23 protein-coding genes and 1 tRNA gene are annotated in these 24,142 nt (G+C 68.0%); 11 read left to right on the plus strand and 13 right to left on the minus strand.

Annotated features, from left to right (window positions below; translation table 11 throughout):
* Positions 1 to 39: 39 nt before the first annotated feature.
* Positions 40 to 252, minus strand: coding sequence for a hypothetical protein (locus tag M529_RS49920; RefSeq protein ID WP_021318709.1), 213 nt, complete (start codon positions 250 to 252; stop codon positions 40 to 42).
* Between the two features lie 188 nt (positions 253 to 440).
* On the opposite strand from M529_RS49920, the gene hemB reads away from it, so the two are divergent.
* Genes hemB through M529_RS39055 form a run of 3 tightly spaced genes read left to right on the plus strand, consistent with a single transcriptional unit; the run spans position 441 to position 4,241 of the window.
* Positions 441 to 1,436, plus strand: coding sequence for a porphobilinogen synthase (hemB, locus tag M529_RS39045; RefSeq protein WP_021318710.1), 996 nt, complete (start codon positions 441 to 443; stop codon positions 1,434 to 1,436).
* The gene (locus M529_RS39050) at positions 1,436 to 3,640 is read left to right on the plus strand and encodes a fused MFS/spermidine synthase (protein WP_021318711.1); all 2,205 of its coding nucleotides are present in this window, start codon (positions 1,436 to 1,438) and stop codon (positions 3,638 to 3,640) included. The genes hemB and M529_RS39050 overlap by 1 nt, the downstream gene beginning before the upstream one ends.
* 25 nt (positions 3,641 to 3,665) lie before the next feature.
* Positions 3,666 to 4,241, plus strand: coding sequence for a gamma carbonic anhydrase family protein (locus tag M529_RS39055; RefSeq protein WP_021318712.1), 576 nt, complete (start codon positions 3,666 to 3,668; stop codon positions 4,239 to 4,241).
* Here the strand turns inward: M529_RS39055 and M529_RS39060 are convergent.
* The 5 genes from M529_RS39060 to zwf are packed head-to-tail and all read right to left on the minus strand — an operon-like array spanning position 4,232 to position 9,712.
* Entirely contained in the window at positions 4,232 to 4,744 is a 513-nt protein-coding gene (locus M529_RS39060) for a hypothetical protein (RefSeq protein ID WP_031295124.1), read from the minus strand. The genes M529_RS39055 and M529_RS39060 overlap by 10 nt on opposite strands.
* 43 nt (positions 4,745 to 4,787) lie before the next feature.
* Complete coding sequence (gene eda, locus M529_RS39065; protein ID WP_031295125.1) at positions 4,788 to 5,408, minus strand: bifunctional 4-hydroxy-2-oxoglutarate aldolase/2-dehydro-3-deoxy-phosphogluconate aldolase; 621 nt, start codon at positions 5,406 to 5,408, stop codon at positions 4,788 to 4,790.
* Positions 5,409 to 5,410: 2 nt separating this feature from the next.
* Positions 5,411 to 6,394, minus strand: coding sequence for a glucokinase (glk, locus tag M529_RS39070; RefSeq protein ID WP_021318715.1), 984 nt, complete (start codon positions 6,392 to 6,394; stop codon positions 5,411 to 5,413).
* Positions 6,395 to 6,429: 35 nt separating this feature from the next.
* On the minus strand, positions 6,430 to 8,256 hold the full coding sequence (gene edd, locus M529_RS39075; protein WP_021318716.1) for a phosphogluconate dehydratase: 1,827 nt from the start codon (positions 8,254 to 8,256) through the stop codon (positions 6,430 to 6,432).
* Positions 8,249 to 9,712 (minus strand): glucose-6-phosphate dehydrogenase, encoded by a 1,464-nt coding sequence (gene zwf, locus M529_RS39080; protein WP_021318717.1) that lies wholly within the window; start codon positions 9,710 to 9,712, stop codon positions 8,249 to 8,251. Before zwf ends, edd begins: the two co-directional genes overlap by 8 nt.
* 208 nt (positions 9,713 to 9,920) lie before the next feature.
* Here zwf and M529_RS39085 point away from each other — a divergent pair, with 208 nt between their 5' ends.
* From M529_RS39085 to M529_RS39095, 3 genes are all read left to right on the plus strand, one after another.
* Positions 9,921 to 10,370 (plus strand): hypothetical protein, encoded by a 450-nt coding sequence (locus M529_RS39085; protein WP_021318718.1) that lies wholly within the window; start codon positions 9,921 to 9,923, stop codon positions 10,368 to 10,370.
* On the plus strand, positions 10,367 to 11,314 hold the full coding sequence (locus M529_RS39090; protein WP_021318719.1) for a cation transporter: 948 nt from the start codon (positions 10,367 to 10,369) through the stop codon (positions 11,312 to 11,314). The genes M529_RS39085 and M529_RS39090 overlap by 4 nt, the downstream gene beginning before the upstream one ends.
* 94 nt (positions 11,315 to 11,408) lie before the next feature.
* Positions 11,409 to 11,492, plus strand: a tRNA-Leu gene (locus M529_RS39095).
* A 260-nt stretch (positions 11,493 to 11,752) separates the two neighbouring features.
* Here the strand turns inward: M529_RS39095 and M529_RS39100 are convergent.
* Positions 11,753 to 12,889 carry an aminotransferase class I/II-fold pyridoxal phosphate-dependent enzyme gene (locus M529_RS39100; protein ID WP_021318720.1) on the minus strand — a complete coding sequence of 379 codons (1,137 nt, stop codon included), beginning with the start codon at positions 12,887 to 12,889 and terminating at the stop codon, positions 11,753 to 11,755.
* Positions 12,890 to 12,953: 64 nt separating this feature from the next.
* On the opposite strand from M529_RS39100, the gene M529_RS39105 reads away from it, so the two are divergent.
* The gene (locus tag M529_RS39105; RefSeq protein WP_021318721.1) at positions 12,954 to 13,217 is read left to right on the plus strand and encodes a hypothetical protein; all 264 of its coding nucleotides are present in this window, start codon (positions 12,954 to 12,956) and stop codon (positions 13,215 to 13,217) included.
* Positions 13,218 to 13,255: 38 nt separating this feature from the next.
* On the opposite strand, the gene pgl is transcribed toward M529_RS39105, so the two are convergent.
* The 5 genes from pgl to M529_RS39130 form a co-directional block, all read right to left on the minus strand.
* Positions 13,256 to 13,945, minus strand: a complete 690-nt coding sequence (gene pgl / locus M529_RS39110; RefSeq protein ID WP_021318722.1) for a 6-phosphogluconolactonase — start codon at positions 13,943 to 13,945, stop codon at positions 13,256 to 13,258.
* A gap of 1 nt (position 13,946) precedes the next feature.
* A complete protein-coding gene (locus M529_RS39115; RefSeq protein WP_021318723.1) occupies positions 13,947 to 14,423 on the minus strand; it encodes a YbaK/EbsC family protein in 477 nt (158 codons plus the stop codon).
* Positions 14,420 to 15,424 carry a UDP-glucose 4-epimerase GalE gene (gene galE, locus M529_RS39120; RefSeq protein ID WP_031295127.1) on the minus strand — a complete coding sequence of 335 codons (1,005 nt, stop codon included), beginning with the start codon at positions 15,422 to 15,424 and terminating at the stop codon, positions 14,420 to 14,422. The genes M529_RS39115 and galE overlap by 4 nt, the downstream gene beginning before the upstream one ends.
* Positions 15,425 to 15,489: 65 nt before the next feature.
* Complete coding sequence (locus M529_RS39125; RefSeq protein ID WP_021318725.1) at positions 15,490 to 17,679, minus strand: 3-hydroxyacyl-CoA dehydrogenase NAD-binding domain-containing protein; 2,190 nt, start codon at positions 17,677 to 17,679, stop codon at positions 15,490 to 15,492.
* A 101-nt stretch (positions 17,680 to 17,780) separates the two neighbouring features.
* Positions 17,781 to 18,989, minus strand: coding sequence for an acetyl-CoA C-acetyltransferase (locus M529_RS39130; protein ID WP_021318726.1), 1,209 nt, complete (start codon positions 18,987 to 18,989; stop codon positions 17,781 to 17,783).
* A gap of 231 nt (positions 18,990 to 19,220) precedes the next feature.
* On the opposite strand from M529_RS39130, the gene M529_RS39135 reads away from it, so the two are divergent.
* Positions 19,221 to 20,882 carry an MFS transporter gene (locus tag M529_RS39135; RefSeq protein ID WP_031295128.1) on the plus strand — a complete coding sequence of 554 codons (1,662 nt, stop codon included), beginning with the start codon at positions 19,221 to 19,223 and terminating at the stop codon, positions 20,880 to 20,882.
* 1 nt (position 20,883) lies between these two features.
* Here the strand turns inward: M529_RS39135 and M529_RS39140 are convergent, their stop codons facing one another.
* Complete coding sequence (locus M529_RS39140) at positions 20,884 to 21,483, minus strand: nucleotidyltransferase family protein (RefSeq protein ID WP_021318729.1); 600 nt, start codon at positions 21,481 to 21,483, stop codon at positions 20,884 to 20,886.
* A gap of 174 nt (positions 21,484 to 21,657) precedes the next feature.
* Between M529_RS39140 and folE the strand changes: the two genes are divergently transcribed.
* The 3 genes from folE to M529_RS39155 all read left to right on the plus strand — a co-directional run bounded on the left by folE (position 21,658) and on the right by M529_RS39155 (position 23,969).
* On the plus strand, positions 21,658 to 22,266 hold the full coding sequence (gene folE, locus M529_RS39145) for a GTP cyclohydrolase I FolE (RefSeq protein WP_021318730.1): 609 nt from the start codon (positions 21,658 to 21,660) through the stop codon (positions 22,264 to 22,266).
* Complete coding sequence (locus tag M529_RS39150) at positions 22,263 to 23,105, plus strand: SDR family oxidoreductase (protein WP_021318731.1); 843 nt, start codon at positions 22,263 to 22,265, stop codon at positions 23,103 to 23,105. The genes folE and M529_RS39150 overlap by 4 nt, the downstream gene beginning before the upstream one ends.
* An 84-nt stretch (positions 23,106 to 23,189) precedes the next feature.
* A complete protein-coding gene (locus M529_RS39155) occupies positions 23,190 to 23,969 on the plus strand; it encodes an enoyl-CoA hydratase-related protein (RefSeq protein ID WP_021318732.1) in 780 nt (259 codons plus the stop codon).
* The last annotated feature ends 173 nt before the right edge of the window (positions 23,970 to 24,142 follow it).

Consider the following 24,142-nt stretch of genomic DNA (forward strand, 5'->3'; position numbering starts at 1 on the left):
TGCCAGACCTGTCCGCCTTCGGAGACCAGAACATAGGGATCAGGCGTCAGGACCGTACCATCGCGCGGGATCGAAGCTGATGGTGATCGGCGCACCGTCGAGAAGAACAGCGGCGGCGCGCGATCTTGCCGCGTTCAGGCGAAACCCGGCAAGCCATTGCCCAACGACCGCCTCTGCCGCCCCGGCGGCGGCGTCGCAGAGGGCAGCGCGGGTTGTTTCGTCCATGCCCGGCGCGGATGCTTCCTCGATCACCTTCTGGTGACGGCGGCTTCCGGCATGGCATTCCTCCTGCCAGCGGCAGGACGCAACAGATACGCCGGCGCGAGGCCAGCCCCGTGGAAGGGAAGCGGCAAGCGGGAATCGCGATCCGGATCCCGACAGGTCCACTATCCATCAGAGGGCCGCTTGATCCCCCCGCACTCCCGCCCTACACCCCCGGCATGACCCACGCCCCCTATCCGGCGCTGCGCCTGCGCCGTACCCGCGCATCGGCCTGGAGCCGCGCCATGCATGCGGAAAACCGGCTGCATCCGAGCGACCTGATCTGGCCGCTGTTCGTCACCGAAGGACAGGGGGTGGAGGAGCCCATCGCCTCGCTGCCCGGCGTGTCGCGCTGGTCGGTCGACCGGATGGTGGAGCGCGCCCGCGAGGCGCGCGACGCAGGCATCCCCTGCCTCGCGCTGTTCCCCAACACCCAGCCCGAACGCCGCAGCGACGACGGGGCGGAGGCGCTCAATCCCGACAATCTGATGTGCCGGGCGATCCGCGCGATCAAGGACGCGGTGCCCGACATCGGCGTGCTGACCGACGTCGCGTTGGACCCCTATACCGCGCACGGGCAGGACGGGCTGCTCGACGAGAGCGGCTATATCGTCAATGACGCGACCATCGACGTGCTGATCGGCCAGTCGCTGAACCAGGCCGCCGCCGGCGCCGACATCATCGCGCCCAGCGACATGATGGACGGCCGCGTCGGCGCGATCCGCGAGGCGCTGGAGGAGGAAGGCCATGCCAATATCCAGATCATGGCCTATGCCGCCAAATATGCGAGCGCCTTCTACGGCCCGTTCCGTGACGCGGTCGGATCGCGTGGGCTGCTGAAGGGCGACAAGAAGAGCTACCAGATGGACCCCGCCAACAGCGAGGAGGCGCTGCGCGAGGTGGCGCTGGACCTGGCCGAGGGCGCCGACAGCGTCATGGTGAAGCCGGGCCTGCCCTATCTGGACATCATCGCCCGGGTGAAGGACGCCTTCGCAGTGCCGGTCTTCGCCTATCAGGTGTCGGGCGAATATGCGATGATCGAGGCCGCCGCCGCCGCGGGCGCGGGGGACCGCGACGCTCTGGTGATGGAAACGCTGCTGGCCTTCAAGCGGGCCGGGTGCTCGGGCGTCCTGACCTATCATGCCCTCCACGCCGCGCGGCTGATGAACGGCTGATGCGGATCGGAACCCGCACCCGCTTCGTCGTCGCGATCTGCGCGGGTTCCTTCCTGCTCTTCCTGGTCCAGCCGATGATCGCGCGCATGGCGCTGCCGCGGCTGGGCGGCGCGGCGGCGGTCTGGAATTCGGCGATGCTGGTCTATCAGGCGCTGCTGCTCGCCGGCTACGCCTATGCCGACCGGCTGGGTCGGCTGCCGGTGCGGCGGCAGGCGTTGGTGCACCTGGCGCTGTTCCTGGTGGCGGCGGTCTTCCTGCCGATCGGCCTGCGCCCCTGGGAGCCGTCCGCCGCGATCGACCCCGCGGTCTGGGTGCTCTGGCTGCTCGGCGCCTCCATCGCGCCGCTGTTCTTTATCGTCGCGGCGCAGGCGCCGCTGCTCCAGCGCTGGTTCGCCACGACCGGGGCGGGCGATCCCTATCCGCTCTATGCCGCGTCCAACCTTGGCAGCTTTGCGGGGCTGATCGCCTATCCGCTGATCGTCGAGCCACTGCTGTCGCTCAAGGCGCAGAGCCTGCTCTGGTCGCTCGCCTATGGGGCGCTGTTCTTCCTGGTCTATGCCTGCGCCCGGACGCTGCCGGCGCAAGGTGCCGCCGCCGAGCCGGCGGATGCCGCCACCACGCCGCCGCCGGCATGGCGGACGATGCTGCACTGGGCCGCGCTTGCCGCCGTGCCCTCCGGCCTGATGCTGTCCACCAGCCTGCACCTCACCACCGACGTGGTGGCGATGCCGTTGCTCTGGGTGATGCCGCTGGGTCTTTATCTGCTGAGCTTCACCGTCGCCTTCGCCGCCAGCCGGCGCTTGGCCGAGGCGCTGAACCTGATCGCGCCGCTGCTGCTGCTGATCGGCGCCTGCATGGCCTTCACCAGCGCCACCGCCTTCCCGGTGCTGATCGCGGCGGGCGTGCTGCTGGTGCTGTTCGTGGCGTCGGTGGCGCTGCACGCCCATCTCTACGACCTGCGGCCCGAGCCCGCGCACCTCACCCGCTTCTATCTGGTGATGTCGGTCGGCGGGATGCTGGGCGGCCTGTTCTGCGCGCTGGTCGCGCCGCTGCTGTTCAACTGGACGTTCGAATATCCGATCCTGCTCGCCGCATCCGCGCTGCTGCTTCCCGCCCGGCCCCCGCTGTTCGGGCTCGCGGCGCGGCTGTGGGGCACGCACCGGCGGCGTATCTGGGGCGGGGCGATCTTCCTGATCGCCGGGCTGTTCCTGTCGATGATCGGCGACGGGCTGCTGGTCGATGCCTGGAAGTCCGACGAGACGAAGGCGCTCGCCTTCACCGTCATCATCGGCCTGGGCGTGCTGGCGGTGGGCCGGCGCCTGCTGTTCGCGGGCCTGCTGGTCTATCTGATGCTCTGCCTCAGCGGCTGGGAGAAGATGGCGCAGGCGATGAAGCCCGGCATGCTGACCCGCAGCTATTTCGGCGTCTATATGGTCGCCGACAACGGGCCGGAGCAGCGCATCCTGGTCCACGGCACGACCCTGCACGGGGTCCAGAACCGGCGGCCCGACCTCGCGCTCGACGCCACCAGCTATTATGCGCCCGATTCCGGCGTCGGGCTGGCACTGCGCCATGCGTCCGCCTTCTACGGTCCGGACGCGCGGGTCGGCATTGTCGGGCTGGGGGCGGGGACGCTGGCCTGCTACATCCGTCCGGCCGAACGCTGGCGCTTCTACGAGATCGACCCGGCCATGGTGGGGATCGCCCGCAACCCGGCCAATTTTACTTTCCTGTCGCGCTGCCAGCCTCATGCCGACATCGCGCTGGGCGATGCGCGGATGGTGCTGTCGCGCGAGCCGGCACGCAGCGCCGACATCCTCGTCGTCGATGCCTTCTCCTCCGACACGATCCCGATGCACCTGCTGACGCGGGAGGCGATGGAAATCTATGCCCGGCATCTGGCGCCGAACGGCCTGCTGCTGATCCACATTTCCAACCGCTATCTGGATTTGCAGCCGGTGCTGGCCGCCGCGGCGCGGCAGGGCGGGTGGCAGGCGGCGCTGCGCCATTACAAGCCCGACCGCGCCGACGACGAGCATCATTACTCGGCCTCGCTATGGGTCGCGCTGTCGAAGGATCCTGCGATGTTCGCGCGGCTGACCGCGCTGGGCGGCCCCGGCGCCTGGCAGAAGCTGCGCGAGCGCGCCGGCTTTGCCGACTGGACCGACGACCACGCCAGCGTGCTGCCGATCCTCAAATATTAGCGTCACGGCCTACAGGGAGAGAGACATGACCAGCAACGATCATCCGGGTGTCACCATCCTGCCTTTCAACGGCAAGACGCCGGTGATCCACCCCAGCGCCTTCGTCGCCCCCGGATGCCGGATCATCGGCGACGTGGAGATCGGCGAGGATGCCAGCATCTGGTATAATTGCGTGGTCCGCGCGGACGTGAACTTCATCCGCATCGGCGCGCGCACCAACATCCAGGACGGCAGCGTGATTCATTGCGACAGCGTGGACGAGCGGTCCGGCCCGAACGGCTGGCCGACCATCATCGGCGATGACGTGCTGATCGGCCATATGGCGATGATCCATGGCTGCGTGCTGCACGATCGCGCCTTCGTGGGACTCGGCGCCATCGTCATGAGCGGCGCGACGGTGGAGAGCGATGCGATGCTGGCTGCCGGGGCGCTGCTGTCGCCCGGCAAGACGGTGCTGCACCGCCAGCTATGGGCGGGCCGCCCCGCCAAGTTCATGCGCGACCTGCCCGACGAGGCGCTCATCGACATGCGCGAGGGCGTGGACCACTATGTCCACAATGCGAAGGCGCACAAGGGCGCGATCAAGGCTGATCAGGGCTGAGGCAGCCGCGCCTTCAGCGCGTCGAGCCGGTCGTTCTGGCCGTCCACCAGGGCCAGAACGCTTGCCCTCACGGCGTCGATATCGTCGATGCCACCGCTCGCCTTCCCGTCAGCTATGGCGTTGCTTCGTTCCACATAGAGCGTGTCGAGGCTGGCGAGCGCCGACACACTGTCGTTGCGGGCGGATTCCAGCGCGCTGATGCTGGTCTGCGCCGCGACCCATGCGTCGCTGGATACCGCGCTGCCGTCGGCGGCGCGCACGGCCTTGTCCGCAACCTCATAGGCCTTGTCGAAGGTCGCGGCGCCGGCCTGCGCCTGCGCGCTCAGCCGGTCGATCTCCGTCCGGAGCGCCGGGTCGGACGCCACGGGGGAGGGGGGCGGGGGCGCCTCCGCCATCGGCGCGCTCTCGATCGGCCGCTTGGCGAGCGAGGGATAGTCCGTATGCGCGCCGGCGCAGCCGGACAGGAGCAGGGCGAGCGAGGGCAGCAGCCGGCGGGTGATCATGCTGAGCATCTAGGCAGGTCGGTGCGCCGGCGCAATGGGCGGTTCAGCGCGGCAGCGCCGCTGCCTCGCGCGCCAGCGCCTCGATCTTCGCGGGGGCGAGCGGCCCCTTGGGCACGACCCAGCTGCCGCCGACGCATTTGATGAACGGTTCCGCCAGCCAGCGCGGCGCGCTTTCCGCCGTGATCCCGCCGGTGGGGCAGAAGCGTGCGGTATGGAACGGACCGGCCAACGCCCGCAGCGCGGGAAGCCCGCCCGAGGTTTCAGCCGGGAAGAATTTGAAATGGGTAAGGCCCATGTCCATGCCGCGCATGATATCCGCCGCCGTCGCCGTGCCCGGCAGGAAGGCGATGCCCGCCGCGATCGCGGCCTTGCCCAGCCCTTCGGTCAGGCCGGGGCTGACGGCGAAGCGCGCGCCCGCCTCCATCGCCGCGTCGAGCTGGGCAGCGTTCAGCACCGTGCCGGCGCCCACCACGGCGCCCTCGACCTTGCTCATTTCCCGGATCACGTCGAGCGCGGCAGGCGTGCGCAGCGTCACCTCCAGCGCGGGCAGGCCGCCCTTCACCAGCGCCTGTGCGATCGGCAGAGCGTCCTCCACCCGTTCTACCACCAGCACCGGGATCACCGGGGCCAGTTCCATCACCTGCGCTACGGTCAGGTCGCTCATCATTATTTCTCCCTAAAGGCGGCGGCGGCGCCGAACAGCCCGATTTCGTCGTGGATGGCGCAGCGGATCGGAACGGTCGCCATCAGGCTTTCGAACCGGCCCTTCGCCTTGAAGCGGGCGTGGAAGCCGCTTTGCGTCAGGAAATCCTTCATTCGCTGGGTGAGGCCCCCGGCCAGCACGACGCCATGGGGTCCATGCGCCAGTGCGAGGTCGCCCGCAACCGAGCCATAGCACATGCAGAAGCGTTCGAGGGCGCGGCGGGCGAAGGGGTCGCTGCCGTCGAGCGCGGCCTGCCACAATTCGGGGTCTTCCATCAGCACCACGCGCTCATGGCCGATGGTCGCCAGCGCCTTGTAGATATAGTTGAGGCCCGGCCCGGACACGATCCGCTCGGTCGAGACGCGCAGGAACTTGTCGCGCAGATAGGAAAGGATGCGCTCCTCGATATGGTCGAGCGGCGCGAAATCGAGATGCCCGCCTTCGGTCGCGACGACATGCGGATGACCGTTGTCATAGGCGATCATCGCGACGCCCAGGCCCGTGCCCGGCCCCATCACCGTGACACCGCCGTCATAGGGAAAGGGCCGGTCTTCGCCGAAGAGGAGTGGCAGGTTCTCGGGGGGCAGGCGCGACACGGCGAAGGCGACCGCCTCGAAATCATTGACCAGGCGGACGGTGCGCACGCCGATATCCTCCGCCAACGTGTCGGCTCGGATCACCCAATTGCTGTTGGTGAGCTTGATGACGTCCCGCCCGATGGCCGTCGCAAAGGCGATGGACGCACAATCGGGCAGGTCGCCCGCGCCGTCCTTCTTCTCGTCCTCCGCAAACGCGGTCCAGCAGGCCTCGAGGCTGGAATATTCCTCCACCTTGTACTTGCGCACCGTGCCCAGCGTCGGCACGCCCCGTTCGTCCAGCGTCGCCCTGGCAAAGCGGGCGTTGGTCCCACCGATGTCGGCGGCGATGATCTCGGTCATGTCAGGCATCCGTCTCGTGCGGTCCTTGCCGTCCCTGGGACGGGTCAGACTTCTGTTTCCATGGCGGCGAGGATGGGCGAGGCGCCGCTTTCCGCGAGGTCGCTGTTGTGGCGGAACAGCGCGAACAACTCGCGGCCGGTGTCATAGGGCGGCGGCGGCGCATCGGGCATGGTGCGTGCCTCCCATTCCTCTGCCGGAACCAGTGCCTCGATGGCCCCAGTCACGGCGCAGACGCGGACGATGTCGCCGTCGCGTAGGCGGCCGACGGGCCCGCCGCCCAGCGCCTCGGGCGACAGGTGGATCGCGGCCGGCACCTTGCCACTGGCGCCCGACATGCGGCCGTCGGTCACCAGAGCGACCTTGAAGCCGCGATCCTGCAGCACGCCGAGCGCGGGCGTCAGCTTGTGCAGTTCCGGCATGCCGTTGGCGCGCGGCCCCTGGAACCGCACGACCACCACGACGTCGCGCTCCAGCTCGCCCGCCTTGAAGGCGCGCAGCACATCGTCCTGGTCGTGGAAGACGGCGGCGGGCGCCTCGATCGTCCAGCGCTCGGGATCGACCGCGCTCACCTTCATGACGCAGCGACCGAGATTGCCGGACAGCAGCTTCATGCCGCCATCGGCCTGGAAGGGACTGGCCGCGCCCCGCAGGATGCTCTCGTCGCGCGAGGCCGGGACGTCGCGCCATTGCAGCGCCTCGTCCTCCAGCACCGGCTCCTTGCCATAGTCGGTGAGGTCCGCGCGCGCGACCGTCATGACGTCGCGGTGCAGCAGCCCGGCATCCAGCAGTTCCCGGACGACCACGGCCATGCCGCCCGCCGCGTGGAAATGGTTCACGTCGCCCGACCCGTTGGGATAGACCCGCGCCAGCAGCGGCACCGCCTCCGAAATCTCGGCAAAATCGGTCCAGTCGACGATGATCCCCGCCGCGCGCGCGATCGCGGGCACATGGATGGCATGGTTGGTCGATCCGCCCGTCGCCATCAGGCCCACAATGGCGTTCACGATCGCTTTCTCATCGACGCAACGACCGAGCGGGCGATAGTCGTCGCCGTCCCAGCCGATCGCTGCCAGCCGGTGCACTGCCGCCCGCGTCAGCTCTCCGCGCAGCTTCGTGCCCGGATTGACGAAGGCCGCGCCCGGCATGTGCAGGCCCATCACCTCCATCATCATCTGGTTGCTGTTCGCCGTGCCGTAGAAGGTGCAGGTGCCCGCGCCGTGATAGCTGGCGCTTTCCGATTCCAGCAGTTCCTCCCGCCCGACTTTTCCTTCGGCATAGAGCTGGCGGATGCGCACTTTCTCCTTGTTGGCGAGGCCGGACGGCATCGGCCCGGCCGGCACCAGGATCGTGGGCAGATGGCCGAAGCGCAGCGCGCCGATCAGCAGGCCGGGCACGATCTTGTCGCAGATGCCGAGCAGCAGCGCGCCTTCGAACATGGCGTGCGATAGGGCGATGGCGGTGCCGAGCGCGATGGTGTCGCGGGAAAAGAGCGACAGGTCCATGCCCGCCTGACCCTGGGTCACGCCGTCGCACATGGCGGGGACGCCGCCCGCCACCTGCGCCGTCGCGCCGACCTCCCGCGCGGCGATCTTGATCGCCTCGGGATAGCGGCCATAGGGCTGATGCGCCGACAGCATGTCGTTATAGGCGGTCACGATCCCCATGTTCATGGCGGCGCCGGTGCGGATGACAGCCTTGTCTTCGCCGCTCGCGGCAAAGCCGTGGGCGAGGTTGCCGCAGGACAGCTGCGCGCGATTGGTGCCCGCGTCCCGTCCGCGCTCGATCAGATCGAGATATTTGAGGCGCCGCGCGGCACTGCGCTCCACGATCCGGTCGGTGACCTTGGCGATGGTCGGGTGAAGATCAGTCATGCCAGCTGGCTCCGTCTCGTTCGATGAGGGCAATGGCCGAGGAGGGCCCCCAGTTCCCCGACGCATAGGATGCGGGCTTCATATTCGCCTCCTGCCAGCCCTCGATGATCGAATCGATCCAGGTCCATTGCGCCTCCACCTCGTCGCGGCGGACGAACAGCGTCGGGTCGCCCGCCAGCAGGTCCAGGATCAGGCGCTCATAGGCGATGCGCCGCCGCTGCCCGGCGAAGGCGGCGGTCAGCGACACGTCGAGGCTGACTTCCTCCAGGTGGACCTGCCGTTCCAGTCCGGGCCTTTTGCTCATGATGGTGAGGCGGATATATTCCTCGGGCTGGAGGCGGATGATGAGCGTGTTGGGCTCCAGCCCCGATCCGCCGCCGTTGCGGCCGAAGATCGAGTGCCGGACGGGCTTGAACTGGATCTGGATCTCCGACTGGCGCGCAGGCATCCGCTTGCCGGTGCGCAGATAGAAGGGCACGCCCTGCCAGCGCCAGTTGTCGATATGGGCCTTCAGCGCCACGAAGGTCTCGGTCCCGGACGCATGGCCCAGCTCGTCGGCATAGCCGGTGACGATCTGCCCGCCGACCGCGCCCGGCGTATATTGGCCGCGCACGCTGTGGGTCTTGACCGTTTCCCCGTTCATCGGGCGAAGCGAGCGCAGCACCTTCACCTTCTCGTCGCGCACCGCGGTCGGGTCCATCCGCGCGGGGGGCTCCATCGCGATGATGGAGAGGATCTGCAGCATGTGGTTCTGCACCATGTCGCGCAGGGCGCCCACGCCATCATAATAGGAAACGCGGCCTTCCAGCCCGACCGTCTCCCCGACGGTGATCTGCACATGGTCGATCGCCGTGGCGTTCCACAGCGGTTCGAACATGACGTTGCCGAAGCGCAGGGCAAGCAGGTTCTGCACGGTTTCCTTGCCCAGATAATGGTCGACGCGGAAGATCTGCTCCTCCGCGAACAGCGCGCCGATCGCGTCGTTCACCTCTTTGGAGGATGCGAGATCCTTGCCGATCGGCTTTTCCATCGCAATTCGGGTATTGCCGTCGATCAGCCCCGCGGCGGCCAGTCCCTGGGCGGTCGGGGCGAAGAGGGACGGGGGCGTCGAAAGATAGACGGACAGCCCGCGTTCTGCCCGGCCGTCGATCCGCTCCGCCAGCGCCGCGAACTGCGCCGCATTGCCAGCGTCGACCGGCTGGTACGCGATCATGGCCTTCAGCTTCTCGGCCGTCTGCGCGTCATACCGATCGCCCGGCAGGAATTCCCGTAGCGACGTGCAGACCTGCTCGCGGAACGCGTCGTCCTCCATTTCGGTCCGACCGGACGCGACGATCAGGAAATCGTCGGGCAGCAACCCGTCCGACAGCAGATTGTAGAGCGAGGGGAAGATCATGCGGCGCGCCAGATCGCCGGTGGCGCCGAAGAGCAGGAACGTAGCAGACTGTTCGGTCAAAGGATGATCCTTCTCCGTTGGAAGCTTGTCTATGTCTGCACGAGCCGCCTTATAGCGGGAGCGGATCGTTACGCAAGAAGGCTATCGGCCAAGCCGCCGCGCTGCAACATGCTCTCTGACGCCATGGCGCGGTGCGGTCGTTGGACCTCAGGGATCGGTTGACCACAGAAAGGAACCAGCAAGCAAGGCGCAACGTTGTTCCCCCGCAATGAACCGCTGGATCCTGCTCTTTCCGATCCTCCTCGCCGCCTGCACCGACTTTCCGCGCGATCCGGATGGAACGCTGGACCGGATCACGCAGCGGCGGACGATGCGTGTCGGCGTCGCGGCTGACGGCTCCGCGCCGGGACGGGAGGCCACCAGCCGCCTGCTCTCCCGCCTCTCGCAGCGCACCGTCGCGCGGCCGGAGATCGAGGCTGGCGCGGCCGAGCCGCTGCTGCAAGGGCTGGAGGGCGGCCGGCTCGACCTGGTCGTGATCCCTTTCGATCCGAAGACGCCATGGGCGACCCGCGTCTCGCTTTCGCCGCCTATCGCGGTGGCGGGGAAGGATGAGCAGCGGACCGAAGTGCGCGCCGCGATGCGGAACGGGGAGAATCGCTGGATCATGCTGGTCGAATCTACTGCGCGCGCCGTCGCCGATCCGGAGGTGCGCGAATGACCGCGCTGTCTCATCTGCCCGAAGAGGTGAGGGTGGCGCTGCGGCGGGCGGAGCGGCTGGAATATTGGAACATCTTCTGGACCGTCACCATCGTCGCCTTCATGGGCGCGGTGATGGGGCAGAGTCAGACGATGAAGACCGCCTGGGTGGAGGACACGCTGGGGCTGGTCCCGCCCATCGCCTTCCTGGTCGCGGCGCGGATGGAGCGCAAGGGCGGGCGGTCGCGTCGCTATCCCTTCGGCTTCGACCGGGTGAACGGCCTCGGCTTCTTCCTTGCCGCCGTCGCGCTCGCGGCGACGGGCACGCTGCTGCTGTGGGATTCGGTGTCGACCCTCGTCAGCGCGGAGCATGCGACGGTCGGGTCGGTGGTGCTGTTCGGGCATGAGATCTGGCTGGGCTGGCTGATGATCGCCGCGCAGCTTTATTCGCTGATCCCCCCGCTCATCATCGGCCGCAAGGAACTGCCCTTGTCCGAGACGCTGTCGGACAAGCTGCTCCACACCGACGCGATGATGAACAAGGCGAACTGGATGACGGGCGCGGCGGGGCTGGCCGGCGTGATCGGACTCGGCATGGGCTGGTGGTGGGCGGATTCGGCGGCGGCCGCCTTCATCTCCTTCGACATCATCCATGACGGCATCAAGGCGATGCGCTCCTCCACCGCGGAGCTGGTCGACGGCACGCCGCGCGGCCTTTCCAGTCCGGAGATTGCGGATGATGCGAAACGGCTGATCGCGCTGCTCAGCGAGCGCTATCCCGGCGCGGAAATCCGCCTGCGCGAGACCGGCCGCCTGATCCATGCCGAAGTGCTGGGCCACCATCCGCCGGAAGGGTCATTCGACAGGGAAGCGCACTGGAAGGGCGATCCGGAACGGCTCTGGCGCCTGTCGCAGGTCAGCTTCGTCCCGCCCGATTCGGAGGATGAAGAGCAGGCCGGTTCATGATCGGCGCGGCGATGAATCTCTGCTCTGGCATATGGCGGCGCGTCCCCCTATAGAGCGCGCACGGCGTTCCGGGGCCTTGTGCCCCGACAAGGGGGCGGGCGTGGCGAAATGGTAGACGCAGCGGATTCAAAATCCGCCGGAGCAATCCATGTCGGTTCGAGTCCGACCGCCCGTACCAACGCTGTTCCATTCATTTTCCTGCGCGCTGATGGTGGTGGGAATGCGTCCCAAGGCGCCGCAGGGCGGGTTTGGGTGGAGAGCGGACTGTCATTTCATCCTCCCCTGGCAGGGGAGGTGGCAGGCGCTGAGCGCCTGACGGAGGGTGTCCCGCTCTCGATGACTGGACACTCCTTCACCACTTCGTGGTCCCCCTCCCTTTACAGGGGAGGATATTATGTCCGCCTTTGGCCGCCACCTACCCGTCCGGATTGCTCGCCCCTAGCGTCCCGGCTGGGCCTGGAACCAGGGCACCATGCGGGCGATGGCGTCCTCCACCCGGTCGGTCGACACCGCGAAGCTGATGCGCATGTGCCGGTGCCCGTCGACCGGGTCGAAATCCACGCCAGGCGCCGTCGCCACGCCCGTTTCGTGCAGCAGCCGCATGCAGAAGGACAGGCTGTCGTTGGTCAGGTGGCCGATGTCGGCATAGATGTAGAAGGCGCCGTCGGGCGGTGCGATTTCCCCCAGGCCAAGCGCCGGCAGCGCGGCCAGCAGCAGCTCGCGGTTGCGGCGGTAGCTCGCGACATGGCCTTCCAGTTCGGCCACGCAGTCGAAGGCGGTGAGCCCGGCATGCTGCGCCAGCGACGGCGGCGTCAGGAACAGGTTGCCCATCCGCGCCCGCGCCGCATCGACCAGCGAGGGGGGCACCACGATCCAGCCGAGCCGCCAGCCGGCCATGCTGAAATATTTGGAAAAGCTGTTCACCACGATCGCGTCGGGCGCGAACTCCAGCATCGAATGGGCTGGCTCGCCATAGGAAAGGCCGTGATAGATCTCGTCGGAGATGATGCGGATGCCGCGTTCCGCGCAGACCCGGGCGATGGCCGCCATTTCCGCCGGGGGGATGATCGTGCCGGTCGGGTTGGCGGGGCTCGCGACGATCAGGCCCTCGGGCGCGGGATCGAGCGCGGCCAGCGCCGCCGCGCCGATCTGGTAGCGTTCGGCCGGACCGCAGGGCACTTCCTCGACCTCGAGGTACAGCGCCTTCATCGTGTTGCGATAGGCGACATAGCCCGGCCGCGCCGTCGCCACCCGGGCGCCCGGCGCGAACAGGCAGGACAGCGCCAGCACCAGCCCCGGCGAGGCGCCGCAGGTCAGCAGCACCTGTTCCGGGTCGACCTCCACCCCGTGGCGCTCGCGGTAGAGCAGCGCGATCCGCTGCTTGAGCGCCGGGCTTTCCCAATAGCCCATCGGATCGGTGTCGAGCACATGGTGCGCCCGTGCGACGGCGGCGGCAGGCGCGCCGGTGGAAGGCTGGCCGAATTCCATGTGCAGGATGGAGCGGCCCTCCGCCCCCAGGCGATGGGCTTCGCGGCTGAGCGCGATGGCGTGGAAGGGTTCGATGCGCGCAATCATGCCGCCTGCCTAGAAGGGCGCGCGCCGGGCCGCAACCTTGCGCGCGCGGCGGCGTTCTCCCGGCATGAACGATACGCTGCTGACCGCGCTGCAATATTATGGGGCGGGGGCGGCGACTATCGCCGCGCTCGTGGTGTCGCTGAACCTCGGCCGCCGCGTCACGGGCTGGGCCTTCGTGCTGTTCGTCACCAGCTCCATCGCGCTGATCCTGTGGGGATTCCTGGCGGAGGCCAGCGAAGGGATAGGCTGGCAGAATGTCGCGCTGCTGGGGATCAACGCCACCGGGGTGTGGCGCTACCTGATCTCGAAGCACAAGCCGCGGGACTAGCCATTTTCGTCATCCCAGCTTTCGCTGGGATGACGGGTTCAGGTCGAGACCCAAACCTCCACCGGCACCTCGTCCTGAAGCAGCGCCACGCGGATCGGCAATTCCTCAACCGGCCCACCTGCCATCGCCCGGTCATAGACAGCCCTTTTCGCCGCCCCGCCGATCTGGAGGAAGATATGGCGGCTGGACAGGATCGCCTTCGCGCTCATCGACATGCGCTGGTGCGGCGCGGCGGGAGGCGTGACCGCCAGCGTCAGCGCGTCGGTGGACAGTCCTTCGACCAGTTCCGCCGCGCCGGGGAACAGCGATGCGGTATGCCCGTCCTCGCCCATGCCGAGCAGCACGATGTCGAGCGGCCAGGGCAGGGCAGCGAACGCCGCCTCGCATTCCGGCTGCCCGGCATAGGCGTTGGCCGCCCCGTTCTTCATCGGCACGAATCGTGCCGCCGCCGCCGCGCCCTGCAGCAGCGTCTCGCGGAGCAGCCGTTCGTTGCTGTCCGCATGATCCGGCGCGACCCAGCGTTCGTCCACCAGGGTGACGACGACCTTGCCCCAGTCGAGCGGCGCCGCCGACAGCGCCTCCAGCACCGGGCGCGGGGACCGTCCGCCCGACAGCGCGATCGCGGCGACGCCCCGCTGCGCGATCGCCGCCGCCAGCAGTGCCTCGATCCGCCGGGCCAGGTCGGCCGCAGCCGCGGCGCCATCGTCGAAATCATGTTCCGTCACCATGTCAGGCAACCTTTTCGGGCAGGGTACAGATGTCGATCCATTCGGCTCCGGTCAGTTCCGCCAGCCGCGCGGGCGTCAGCTCCACCGAGCTGGTGCGCGATCCCGCCGCCGGGAACACCGTCTCGAACGCCTGAAGGGAGACGTCGCAATAGACGGGCAGGGGAGAAGGCAGGCCGAAGGGGCAGACGCCGCCCACCGGATGGCCGGTGATCGCTTCCACCTCCTCGGCGCCCAGCATGCGGGGCTTGGCGCCCAGCGCCGCCTTTGCCTTGCCGTTGGAAAGGCGCGCGTCGCCCCGCGCGCAGACCAGCACGACAGCGTCGCCGACCCGCAGCGACAGCGTCTTGGCGATCCGCGCGGGTTCGACGCCCAGCGCCTGCGCGGCTTCCAGCACCGTCGCGGTGCTCGCGCCCTGGTCAATGATCGCGACATCCGGCGCATGAGCCGCCAGGAAGGCGCGGACCGATTCCGCGCTCATCCGGCCTGCCGATCGGAAAGCTGCCGTTCCCAGGCCAGCGCATGGGCGACGATGGTGTCGAGGTCGGCATAGCGCGGCTGCCAGGGGAAGCGCGCCATGATCGCCCGGTTGTCGGAGATCAGCGCGGCCGGATCGCCGGCGCGGCGGGGCGCCATGATGCGCTTGACCGGCATGTTGGTCACCCGGTCTACTGCGTCCAGCACCTCCAGCACGGAAAAGCCCCGGCCATAGCCGCAGTTGAGCAGATGGTTGCGCTCCGGATCGGCGGTCAGCGCCTCCAGCGCCAGCACATGCGCGGCGGCAAGGTCGCTGACATGGATATAGTCGCGCACCCCGGTGCCGTCGGGCGTGTCGAAATCGGTGCCGAACACGGCGACGCTCTCGCGCTTGCCCAGCGCCGCCTCCACCGCCACCTTGATGAGGTGGGTGGCGCCTGCGGTCGACTGCCCCGTGCGTCCCTGCGGATCGGCGCCCGCGACGTTGAAATAGCGCAGCGCGCAGAAACTCATCGGATGCGCCGCGCTGACGTCGCGCAGCATATATTCGGTCATAAGCTTGGACATGCCATAGGGGTTGATCGGCCGCTGCGGCGTATCCTCCCGCACCGGGCTTTCCTCCGGCGTGCCATAGGTCGCGGCGGTCGAGGAGAAGATGAAGTGCGGCACGCCGACGCGCACCGAGCTCTCGATCAGGTCGCGGGTCTTGGCGCTGTTGTTATGATAATATTTCAACGGGTTCTCGACCGACTCGGGCACGACGACCGAACCGGCGAAATGCATGATCGCGCGGGCGCCATGGTCCCGCAGCGTCGCCTCCACCAACACCTGGTCGGCGATGTCGCCCTCGACGAAAGGCACGTCGTCCGGCACCGCCCAGCGGAAGCCCGTCACCAGATTGTCGATGACGACGACGCCATAACCGGCGTCCTTCAGCGCCAGCACCGCATGGCTGCCGATATAGCCGGCGCCGCCCGTCACCAGAACCGTGGGCTTCTCACTCATATGGAAAGGTCTCCCCGAACGTGCCGAGGAGACCTAACCGAGCTATAGCGGGATTGACAGCCCCCTCATGCTGCGGCGCGGGATGGAACGGGGCGATAGAAGGTCGCGCCGCTCGCCGCCATTTCACGGAGCTGCTTCGTGGGCGCGAAGCGCTCGCCATGGGCGGCGGCCAGCCGGTCCAGCACCGCGACCACGTGCGCGATACCCACGGTGTCCATATGGCTGAACGGCCCGCCGGTGTAAGGCGCAAAGCCCCAGCCGAAGATCGCGCCGATGTCGCCATCCTCCGGCGTCTCCAGCACGCCCTCTTCGAAGCAGCGGGCGCACTCGATCAGCTGGCGATAGATCAGGCGTTCCTTGACCGCCTCGACATCGGGCTGGACTGCCGTGCGCGGGAACATCTCGCCGATGACGGGCGACAGATGCTTCTTCCCGCCTTCGGGATAGTCGTACCAGCCCTTGCCGTTCTTGCGGCCCAGCCGCCCGGCCTCGACCATCTTCACCATGATGTCGTCGGACCCCTGCGGGACATAGGCGTCGCCCAGTTCCTTCTTCGCTGCCGTCATGATCTTGACGCCCAGCTCGATGGACACCTCGTCGGCGACGGCGAGCGGCCCGGTCGGCATGCCGAGCTGCTTGCCGGCATTCTCGATGAGGGCGGGGTTGATCCCTTCGCCGACCATCTCCGCGCCTTCCTGCACATAAGTGCCGAAGCTGCGCGAGGTGTAGAAGCCGCGGCTGTCATGGACGACGATCGGCGTCTTCTTGATCTGCGCCACGAAATCCAGCGCCTTGGCGATCGCGGCCGGGCCGGTCTGCCTGCCGAGGATGATCTCCACCAGCGGCATTTTCTCGACCGGGGAGAAGAAATGGATGCCGATGAAATTCTCCGGCTTCGACCAGGCTTGCGCCAGTTTCGTGATCGGCAGGGTGGATGTGTTGGAGCCGAAGATCGTGTCGGCCCCCAGCACCGCCTCGACCTGTTTCGTCACCTCCGCCTTGATCGCCACATCCTCGAACACCGCCTCGATCACGAAGTCGGCGCCGGCGAGCGCGGCATAGTCGGTGGTCGGCGTCACGCGGGCGAGCGTTTCGGCCACCTTCTCCGGCGTCATGCCCTTGCCGATCCGCTTCTTCAGCTGCTCCTCGACATGCGCCTTGCCCTTTTCGGCATAGGCAAGGTCGCGGTCGAACAGCACGACCTGCATGCCCGCCTGCGCGGCGACGGTGGCGATGCCCGCGCCCATCATCCCCGCGCCCAGCATGGCGAGCTTCGTCGTCGGCGCCTTGGGCTGGTCCTTGGGCCGGCGCGCGCCGCGCTCGGCTGCCTGCTTGTTGACGAACAGGCTGCGGATCATGTTGCTCGCCTGCGGGTCGGCGGCGACCTTGGCGAAATATTTGCTCTCCACCCGGATCGCCCGGTCGAAGGGCAGGCTGGCGCCTTCATAGACGGCCGACAGCAGCGCGACCGGCGCGTTCATGTTGCGCTGGGTCTGCTTCAGCGTCATCGGCATCGCGCCGACCATTGTCTGGACGAAGGCCGGGTTGAACTGGCCCGCGCCGCCGGGGAACTTGAAGCCCTTGACGTCCCAGGGCTGGGTCGCGGCCGTGGGATTGGCCTTGACCCATGCCTTTGCCGCCTCGACCGCCGTGCCCTGCGGCACCACTTCGTCCACCACCTTCAGCATCGCGGCCTCGGCCGGGCGGAACAGCTTGCCCTGAAGCATGTACATCAGCGACGCCTGCACGCCCATGATGCGTGGCAGGCGCTGCGACCCGCCGCCGCCGGGGAACAGGCCGATCAGGATTTCGGGCAGGCCAAGCTGGGTCTTGGGGCTGTCGCCCACGACGCGCCGGTGGCAGGCGAGGGCGAGCTCGAACCCGCCGCCGACGCAGGTACCCTCGATCGCGCAGGCGATGGGCTTGCCGCAGGTCTCCAGCCGCCGGAACAGCTGGTTCAGCACGAACACCTTGTCGAAGATCGCGGCCGGGGCGGGGCGCTCGTCCCCCGAAGTCCCGCTGCCGCTCGCCAGCATCGACCCGAAATATTTGAGGTCCATGCCGGCCATGAAGCCGCTGTCCTTGCCCGACGCGATGACCGCGCCCTTGATGCCCTCCTCGGAGGCGATGCGCGTGATCGCGGCGTCTAGGTCGGCCAGGAAGTCCGGGCCGATGACGTTCATGGACTGGCCGGGCACGTCGATGCTCAGCGTGGCGATGCCGTCGGCGTCTGTGGCGAATGCGATAGTCTGCATTGGTTTGACCTCTACTCTCCGTTCGCCCTGAGCCTGTCGAAGGGCTTTTCTTTCTTGGAAAAGGGAGGGGCTTCGACAGGCTCAGCCCGAACGGGAACTGGTTAGATACGCTCGATGATCGTGCCCGTGCCCATGCCCGCGCCGACGCACAGGTTGATGAGCGCGGTGCCCTTGCCGCTGCGTTCCAGCTCGTCCAGCGCGGTGCCCAGCACCATCGCGCCGGTCGCGCCCAGCGGGTGGCCCATGGCGATGGCGCCGCCATTGACGTTGATCTCGCTGTGGTCGAGGTCCATCGCCTGCATGTAGCGCAGCACGACGCTGGCGAAGGCCTCGTTCAGCTCGAACAGGTCGATGTCGGCCTTGCTCATGCCGGCGCGCTTCAGCAGCTTGTCGGCGACATATTCCGGGCCGGTCAGCATGATCAGCGGCTCCGACCCGATCGAGGCCATGGCGCGGATGCGCGCGCGGGGCTTGAGGCCGTATTTCTCGCCGATCTCCCGGTTCCCGACCAGCACGGCGGCCGCGCCGTCGACGATGCCGGAGCTGTTGCCGGCATGGTGGACATGGTTCACCCGCTCCAGCTCCGGATAACGGAGCAGGGCGATGGCGTCGAAGCCCGGCATTTCCTCGCCCAGCGCGGCGAAGCTGGGCTTGAGCGCGCCGAGCGACTGCATGGTCGCGTCGGGCCGCATATGCTCGTCATGGTCCAGCACGACCTGGCCGATCACGTCCTTCACCGGAACGATGGATTTGGCGAAGCGCCCTTCGGCCCAGGCGCGCGTGGCGCGCTTCTGGCTTTCCACCGCATAGGCGTCAACATCGTCGCGGCTGATGCCGAACTTCGTCGCGATCACGTCGGCGCCGATGCCCTGCGGCGCGAAATAGGTCTTGTAGGCGACCGCGGGGTCCATCGCGATCGCGCCGCCGTCCGACGCCATCGGCACGCGGCTCATGGATTCGACGCCGCCGCCGATCGCGAACAGCGCTTCGCCGGCGATTACCTTGGCCGCGGCCATGTTCACCGCTTCCAGCCCGGAAGCGCAGAAGCGGTTGATCTGCACGCCCGGCGTGGTCTGGGCGTAGTCGGCGTTCAGCACTGCCGCGCGGGCGATGTCCGCGCCCTGCTCGCCGATCGGCGTGACGCAGCCCAGGATCACGTCGTCCACGTCGGTCGTGTCGATCTGCGTCCGATCACGCAGCGCCTCCAGCATCTGGGTCGCGAGCTGGATGGGGGTGATCTCGTGCAGCGACCCGTCGGGCTTGCCCCGTCCGCGGGGCGTCCGGACGGCATCGTAGATATAGGCTTCCATAATTCTCGACCTCTCCATGGGTGGCCCGCCGGGCGCACCGGATAGCTGTCCTGAATGTATTTACGTTTACGTAAAGTGCAAGCAAAATCCCCTTTCCGGCCTGGCCCGAGGGCGCCGTAGGGTCACTTGCGAACAAGCCATTCAACTGTCCGCCTCGCTCTACGCCTTTGCAATGCCCCCCTTCGGCCGGCAGGGGTTTACCGCCCCACCATATTCAGCTTGAAGGCATTCGTGACCGGAACCGATTCCCCTACCGCGCCGTCGCCCTTCTCCATTCCGATCTTCCGCGCGATCTGGCTTGCCAGCCTCGCGTCCAACTTCGGCGGGCTGATCCAGTCGGTCGGCGCGGCCTGGATGATGACGTCGCTGGGCGCCTCGCCGGTGCTGATCGCGCTGGTCCCGGCCGCGACGACCCTGCCGATCATGCTTCTGGCGCTCTGGGCGGGCGCGGTCGCCGACAATCTGGAGCGGCGCAACGTCATGCTGGCCTGCCAGATCTTCATGCTGCTGGTGTCCGCGCTGCTGGCGCTGTTCGCCTGGGCGGGGTGGGTGACGCCGTGGATGCTGCTGGGCTTCACCTTCCTGATCGGCTGCGCAACGGCGATCAACGGCCCCGCCTGGCAGGCGTCGGTTGGTGACATGGTGCCCCGCGACTCGCTGCCCAGCGCGGTGGCGCTCAATTCCATGGGCTTCAACCTCGCGCGCAGCACCGGCCCGGCGCTGGGCGGCGTGATCGTCGCGGCGGCGGGCGCGGCCAGCGCCTTTCTCGTCAACGCGCTCAGCTATCTCGGCCTCGTCCTCGTGCTGTTCCGCTGGCAGCCCGAACACCCACCCAAGCTGCTTCCGCGGGAGCGCCTCGGCCTCGCGATGCGGGCGGGCGTGCGCTATGTCGCGATGTCGCCCAAGATCCAGCTGGTCCTGCTGCGCTCCGGCGTCTTCGGCCTGGGCGCGGCGGCGGTGTCGGCGCTGATGCCGCTGGTCGCCCGCGACCAGCTGGGCGGCGGCGCGCTGACCTTCGGCCTGCTGAGCGGCGCCTTCGGCCTCGGCGCGGTGGCCGGCGCGCTGTCGAGCGGCCGGCTGCGCGCGCGCTATTCCAGCGAGACGATCGTCCGTGTCGCCGCGCTGATGCTGGCCTGCGGCACGGCGATCACGGGCGTTTCGACCTGGCTGGTCGCCGCGCTGCCCGGTTATCTGCTCGCCGGGGCGGGTTGGGTGATCGCGCTTTCCACCTTCAACGTTTCGGTCCAGATGTCCGCGCCGCGCTGGGTCGTCGCCCGCGCCGTCGCGCTGTACCAGATGATCGCCTTCGGCGGCATGGCGCTGGGCGCCTGGCTGTTCGGCACGCTGGCGGAGAACCATGGCGTCACCCTGTCGTTACACGCGGCGGCTGCGACGCAGTTCCTGGCGGTGGTCGTCGGTTTCGTCCGTCCCCTGCCGCAGACGGGGCAGGACAATCTGGATCTCCAGAACCTGTGGCAGGAGCCGGAGACCGCCGTGCCAGTCGAACCGCGCAGCGGGCCGGTGGTCGTCACCATCGAATATCGCATCCCCGCCGGATCGGTCGTGCCTTTCCTGACGGCGATGAGCGAGCGTCGTCGCATCCGCCGCCGCGACGGCGCGCACGGCTGGTCGCTGATGCGCGACCTGGGCGATCCGGAACTGTGGGTCGAGCGCTACCATGTGTCGACCTGGCTGGACTATGTGCGCCACAACCAGCGCCGCACCGTCGCCGACCGGGCGAACAGCGACACCATCCACGCGCTCCACATCGGCCCCGGGCAGCCGGTGGTTCACCGTATGCTGGAGCGCCAGACGGGATCGCTGCCGATCAGCCGCGCGCCCGACGCGCGGGAAATGGGCGAGCCGATGACCGATCCCACCCGATCCAGCTAGGTCAGTAAGGCGTGGCCGGTTGCCAGCCCGGCAGATCCTCCGGCGTGTCGATGTCGTGCAGCACGGCGCCGGTCGTTTCGATCTGGATACCGTGGCTCAGCAGCGCCCGCGCGCCCTGGTCGCCGCGCAGCGCCAGCAACTCGGGGAAATGCTTGCGCCCGATGAAGGCGGGCGGGGACGAGGAGAAGCCGTCGGTGCTCGCCACGACGGACCTGATGTCCTCCGCCGCCAGGCAGATGCGGTTATAGTGGCTCTGCGGGACGTCGGGCATGTCGGCCAGGCAGATCAATATGCCCCGGCATTTGCGCAGGGGCATCACATGCTCGACGGCGCGGACGATGCTGCCGGAAATACCGTCCTCGGGCCGATCGTTGACGAGAATGGTGTAGCCCCTCCGCTCCAGCTTGCGGTGGAGCACGGGCGCCTGATCGATGGGGCGGGCCACCGCGACCAGCTCGGCAAAGGCCATGGAGGCGACCGTTTCCAGCGTGTGCGCGGCAAGCGGCTTGCCGCGCAGGTCGGCCATCAGCTTGTCCTCCTCGCCGAAGCGGGTGGAGAGGCCGGCCGCCAGCAGGACCGCGGCGATCCGTTCAGTGCGCATGGAAAGGGCAGGGTGCCTGCTCCGGCGCAGGCCGCGGCACTGTCAGTCGGTCTTCGTCCCGGTTTTGCACGGCGTTGCTTTGCCATCGGCGGCATCACCTGTCCAGCGGCGGAAAGGGACTGGCTTTCGGCAGGGGAGGTCGCCATATGCCCGGTGAGCAGAGGGAGACGACGGTTGGACTATGACCCGGACGCCGAAGTGGTCGGCGAATCCTCCAAGGAACCGGTGCCGGCGGAAATCGCCGAAGCGATCCGTACCCTGATCCGCTGGTCGGGCGACGATCCGCTGCGCGAGGGACTGCTGGAAACGCCGGAGCGGGTCGCGCGCGCCTGGCGCGAATATTGCCGCGGCTATGCCGACGATCCCGCTTATCACCTGTCGCGCATCTTTCACGAGGTCGGCGGCTATGACGATGTCGTGCTGCTGAAGGACATCCCGTTCCAGTCGCATTGCGAGCACCATATGGCGCCGATCGTGGGTAAGGCGCACATCGCCTATCTGCCCGGCGACTATGTGGTGGGCATTTCCAAGCTGGCGCGCGTGCTCCATGCCTTCGCCAACCGGCTGCAGGTGCAGGAACGGTTGACCTCCGAAGTCGCCAACTGCATCTGGGATCATCTGAAGCCGCAGGGGGTGGCAGTGGTGATCGAGGCGACACACGGTTGCATGACGGGGCGCGGCGTCCGCACGCCCAATGTCATCATGAAGACCAGCCGCATGCTGGGCGTGTTCCGCGACGACGAGAAGAGTCGCGAGGAAGTGTTGAAGCTCATCAGCGCGTGAACGAGGAGGACATCCCCTACAGGCCGATCGGCGGCGCACGGGCCGAGGCGACGCTCGCCGCAGGTCCGCGGCCGCTGGCGGGCAAGCGGCTGGCGCTGGTCACGGGGGGGCATCGCCGGCTGGGCGGGGTGATCGCCGCCAGCCTGGCGCGCGCGGGATGCTCGCTCGCCATCCACGGCAGCCAGAATACGCGGCTGGACGCCCATCTGGCGCTGGCGCTCGAGGAAAACGGCACCGAATGGGAAGGGTTCGTCGTCGACTTCACCGATCTGGAAGCGGCGGATGAGCTGATTTTCAGCGTCGCCGAACGGTTCGGCCGTCCGCCCGACATCCTGGTCAACAGCGCCGCAATCTTCGGCCAGGATCGGCTGGAGACGGTGGGCGCGGACGCGCTGATGCAGCATTATGCCGTGAACTGCGCTGCGCCCGCCCTGCTGACCAAGGCGTTTGCCACCATGCCCGCCGGCACGATGGACCGGTGCATCGTCAACATATTGGACCAGCGGGTCGACCACCCGCATGGTGACCAGCTGGCCTATACGCTGTCCAAGCTGGCACTGGCGGGGTTGACCCGGCTCAGCGCGTCGACGCTGGCGCCGCGCGTGCGGGTGAATGCAGTGGCGCCGGGCCTCACCATCGCCACGGCGGACTATGACGACGAGCAGATGGAGCGGCTGAAGGACATGATGCCGCTCGCCGCCCTGCCCGAAGCGCAGCAGATCGCCGACGCGGTGCTGTACCTTGTCAACGCGACGGCCGTGACGGGCCAGACGCTGTACGTGGACGCCGGTGCGCATCTGCGCAGCTACGACCGGGATTTCATGCATCTCTGCCGCTAGGCGCTGCATTATCGCCGCGCTTCGGGACTGGCCTGGACCGTCGTCGCGGCATAGAGCCGTGGAACGACATGATAGGAGAAGGCGATGGCTTACGAAACGATCCTGGTGGAACATCGCGATGCGGTCACGCTGATCACCCTCAATCGCCCGCAGGCGCTCAACGCCCTCAACAGCCAGGTGCTGGCCGATCTGGGCAAGGCGTTCGCCGCCTATGACGCCGACCCGTCGCAGCGCTGCGCGGTGCTGACCGGCAGCGGCGAAAAGGCCTTTGCGGCGGGCGCCGACATCAAGGAGATGGCGGACAAGCCCGCCGCCGACTTTTACCTGGAAGATTTTTTCTCCGACTGGCAGTCGAAGGTCGTCGCTACCCGCAAACCCTGGATCGCCGCGGTGGCCGGCTTCGCGCTCGGCGGAGGCTGCGAGCTGGCGATGATGGCGGACTTCATCATCGCGGCCGATACGGCGAAGTTCGGCCAGCCGGAGATCAAGCTGGGCGTCGCGCCCGGCATGGGCGGATCGCAGCGCCTGACCCGCGCGGTTGGCAAGGCCAAGGCGATGGAGATGTGCCTGACCGGCCGGATGATGGACGCGGAGGAAGCCGAGCGTTCTGGCCTGGTCGCGCGGATCGTCCCGGCGGCGGACCTGCTGGAGGCCGCCCTGAAGACTGCCGCCACCATCGCCGCCATGCCGCCCATGGCGGCGATGGTGAACAAGGAGATGGTGAACACCGCCTTCGAAACCGGCCTTGCCCAGGGCATCCTGACCGAACGCCGCCTGTTCCAGATCCTGACCGCAACCGAGGACAAGAAGGAAGGCATGGCGGCGTTTGTCGAGAAGCGTCAGGGGGTCTGGAAGGGCCGCTGACCGGACGCGCCGGCGTCATCGATATGTCATAAGTTTTTCGGGCGGCATGGCGGATCATGCCGCCCTTTTCGTTTCAGTTGGCAACTTACAAGGAGGGAGGGGCGAACGTCCCGCTCCCCGCAGGGAGAGGGCGCGCCCGTGGAGCGGAGCGCGACTGATCGGCGCCCACGAGA

The organism is Sphingobium ummariense RL-3 (assembly GCF_000447205.1).
GTDB classification, from domain to species: domain Bacteria; phylum Pseudomonadota; class Alphaproteobacteria; order Sphingomonadales; family Sphingomonadaceae; genus Sphingobium; species Sphingobium ummariense.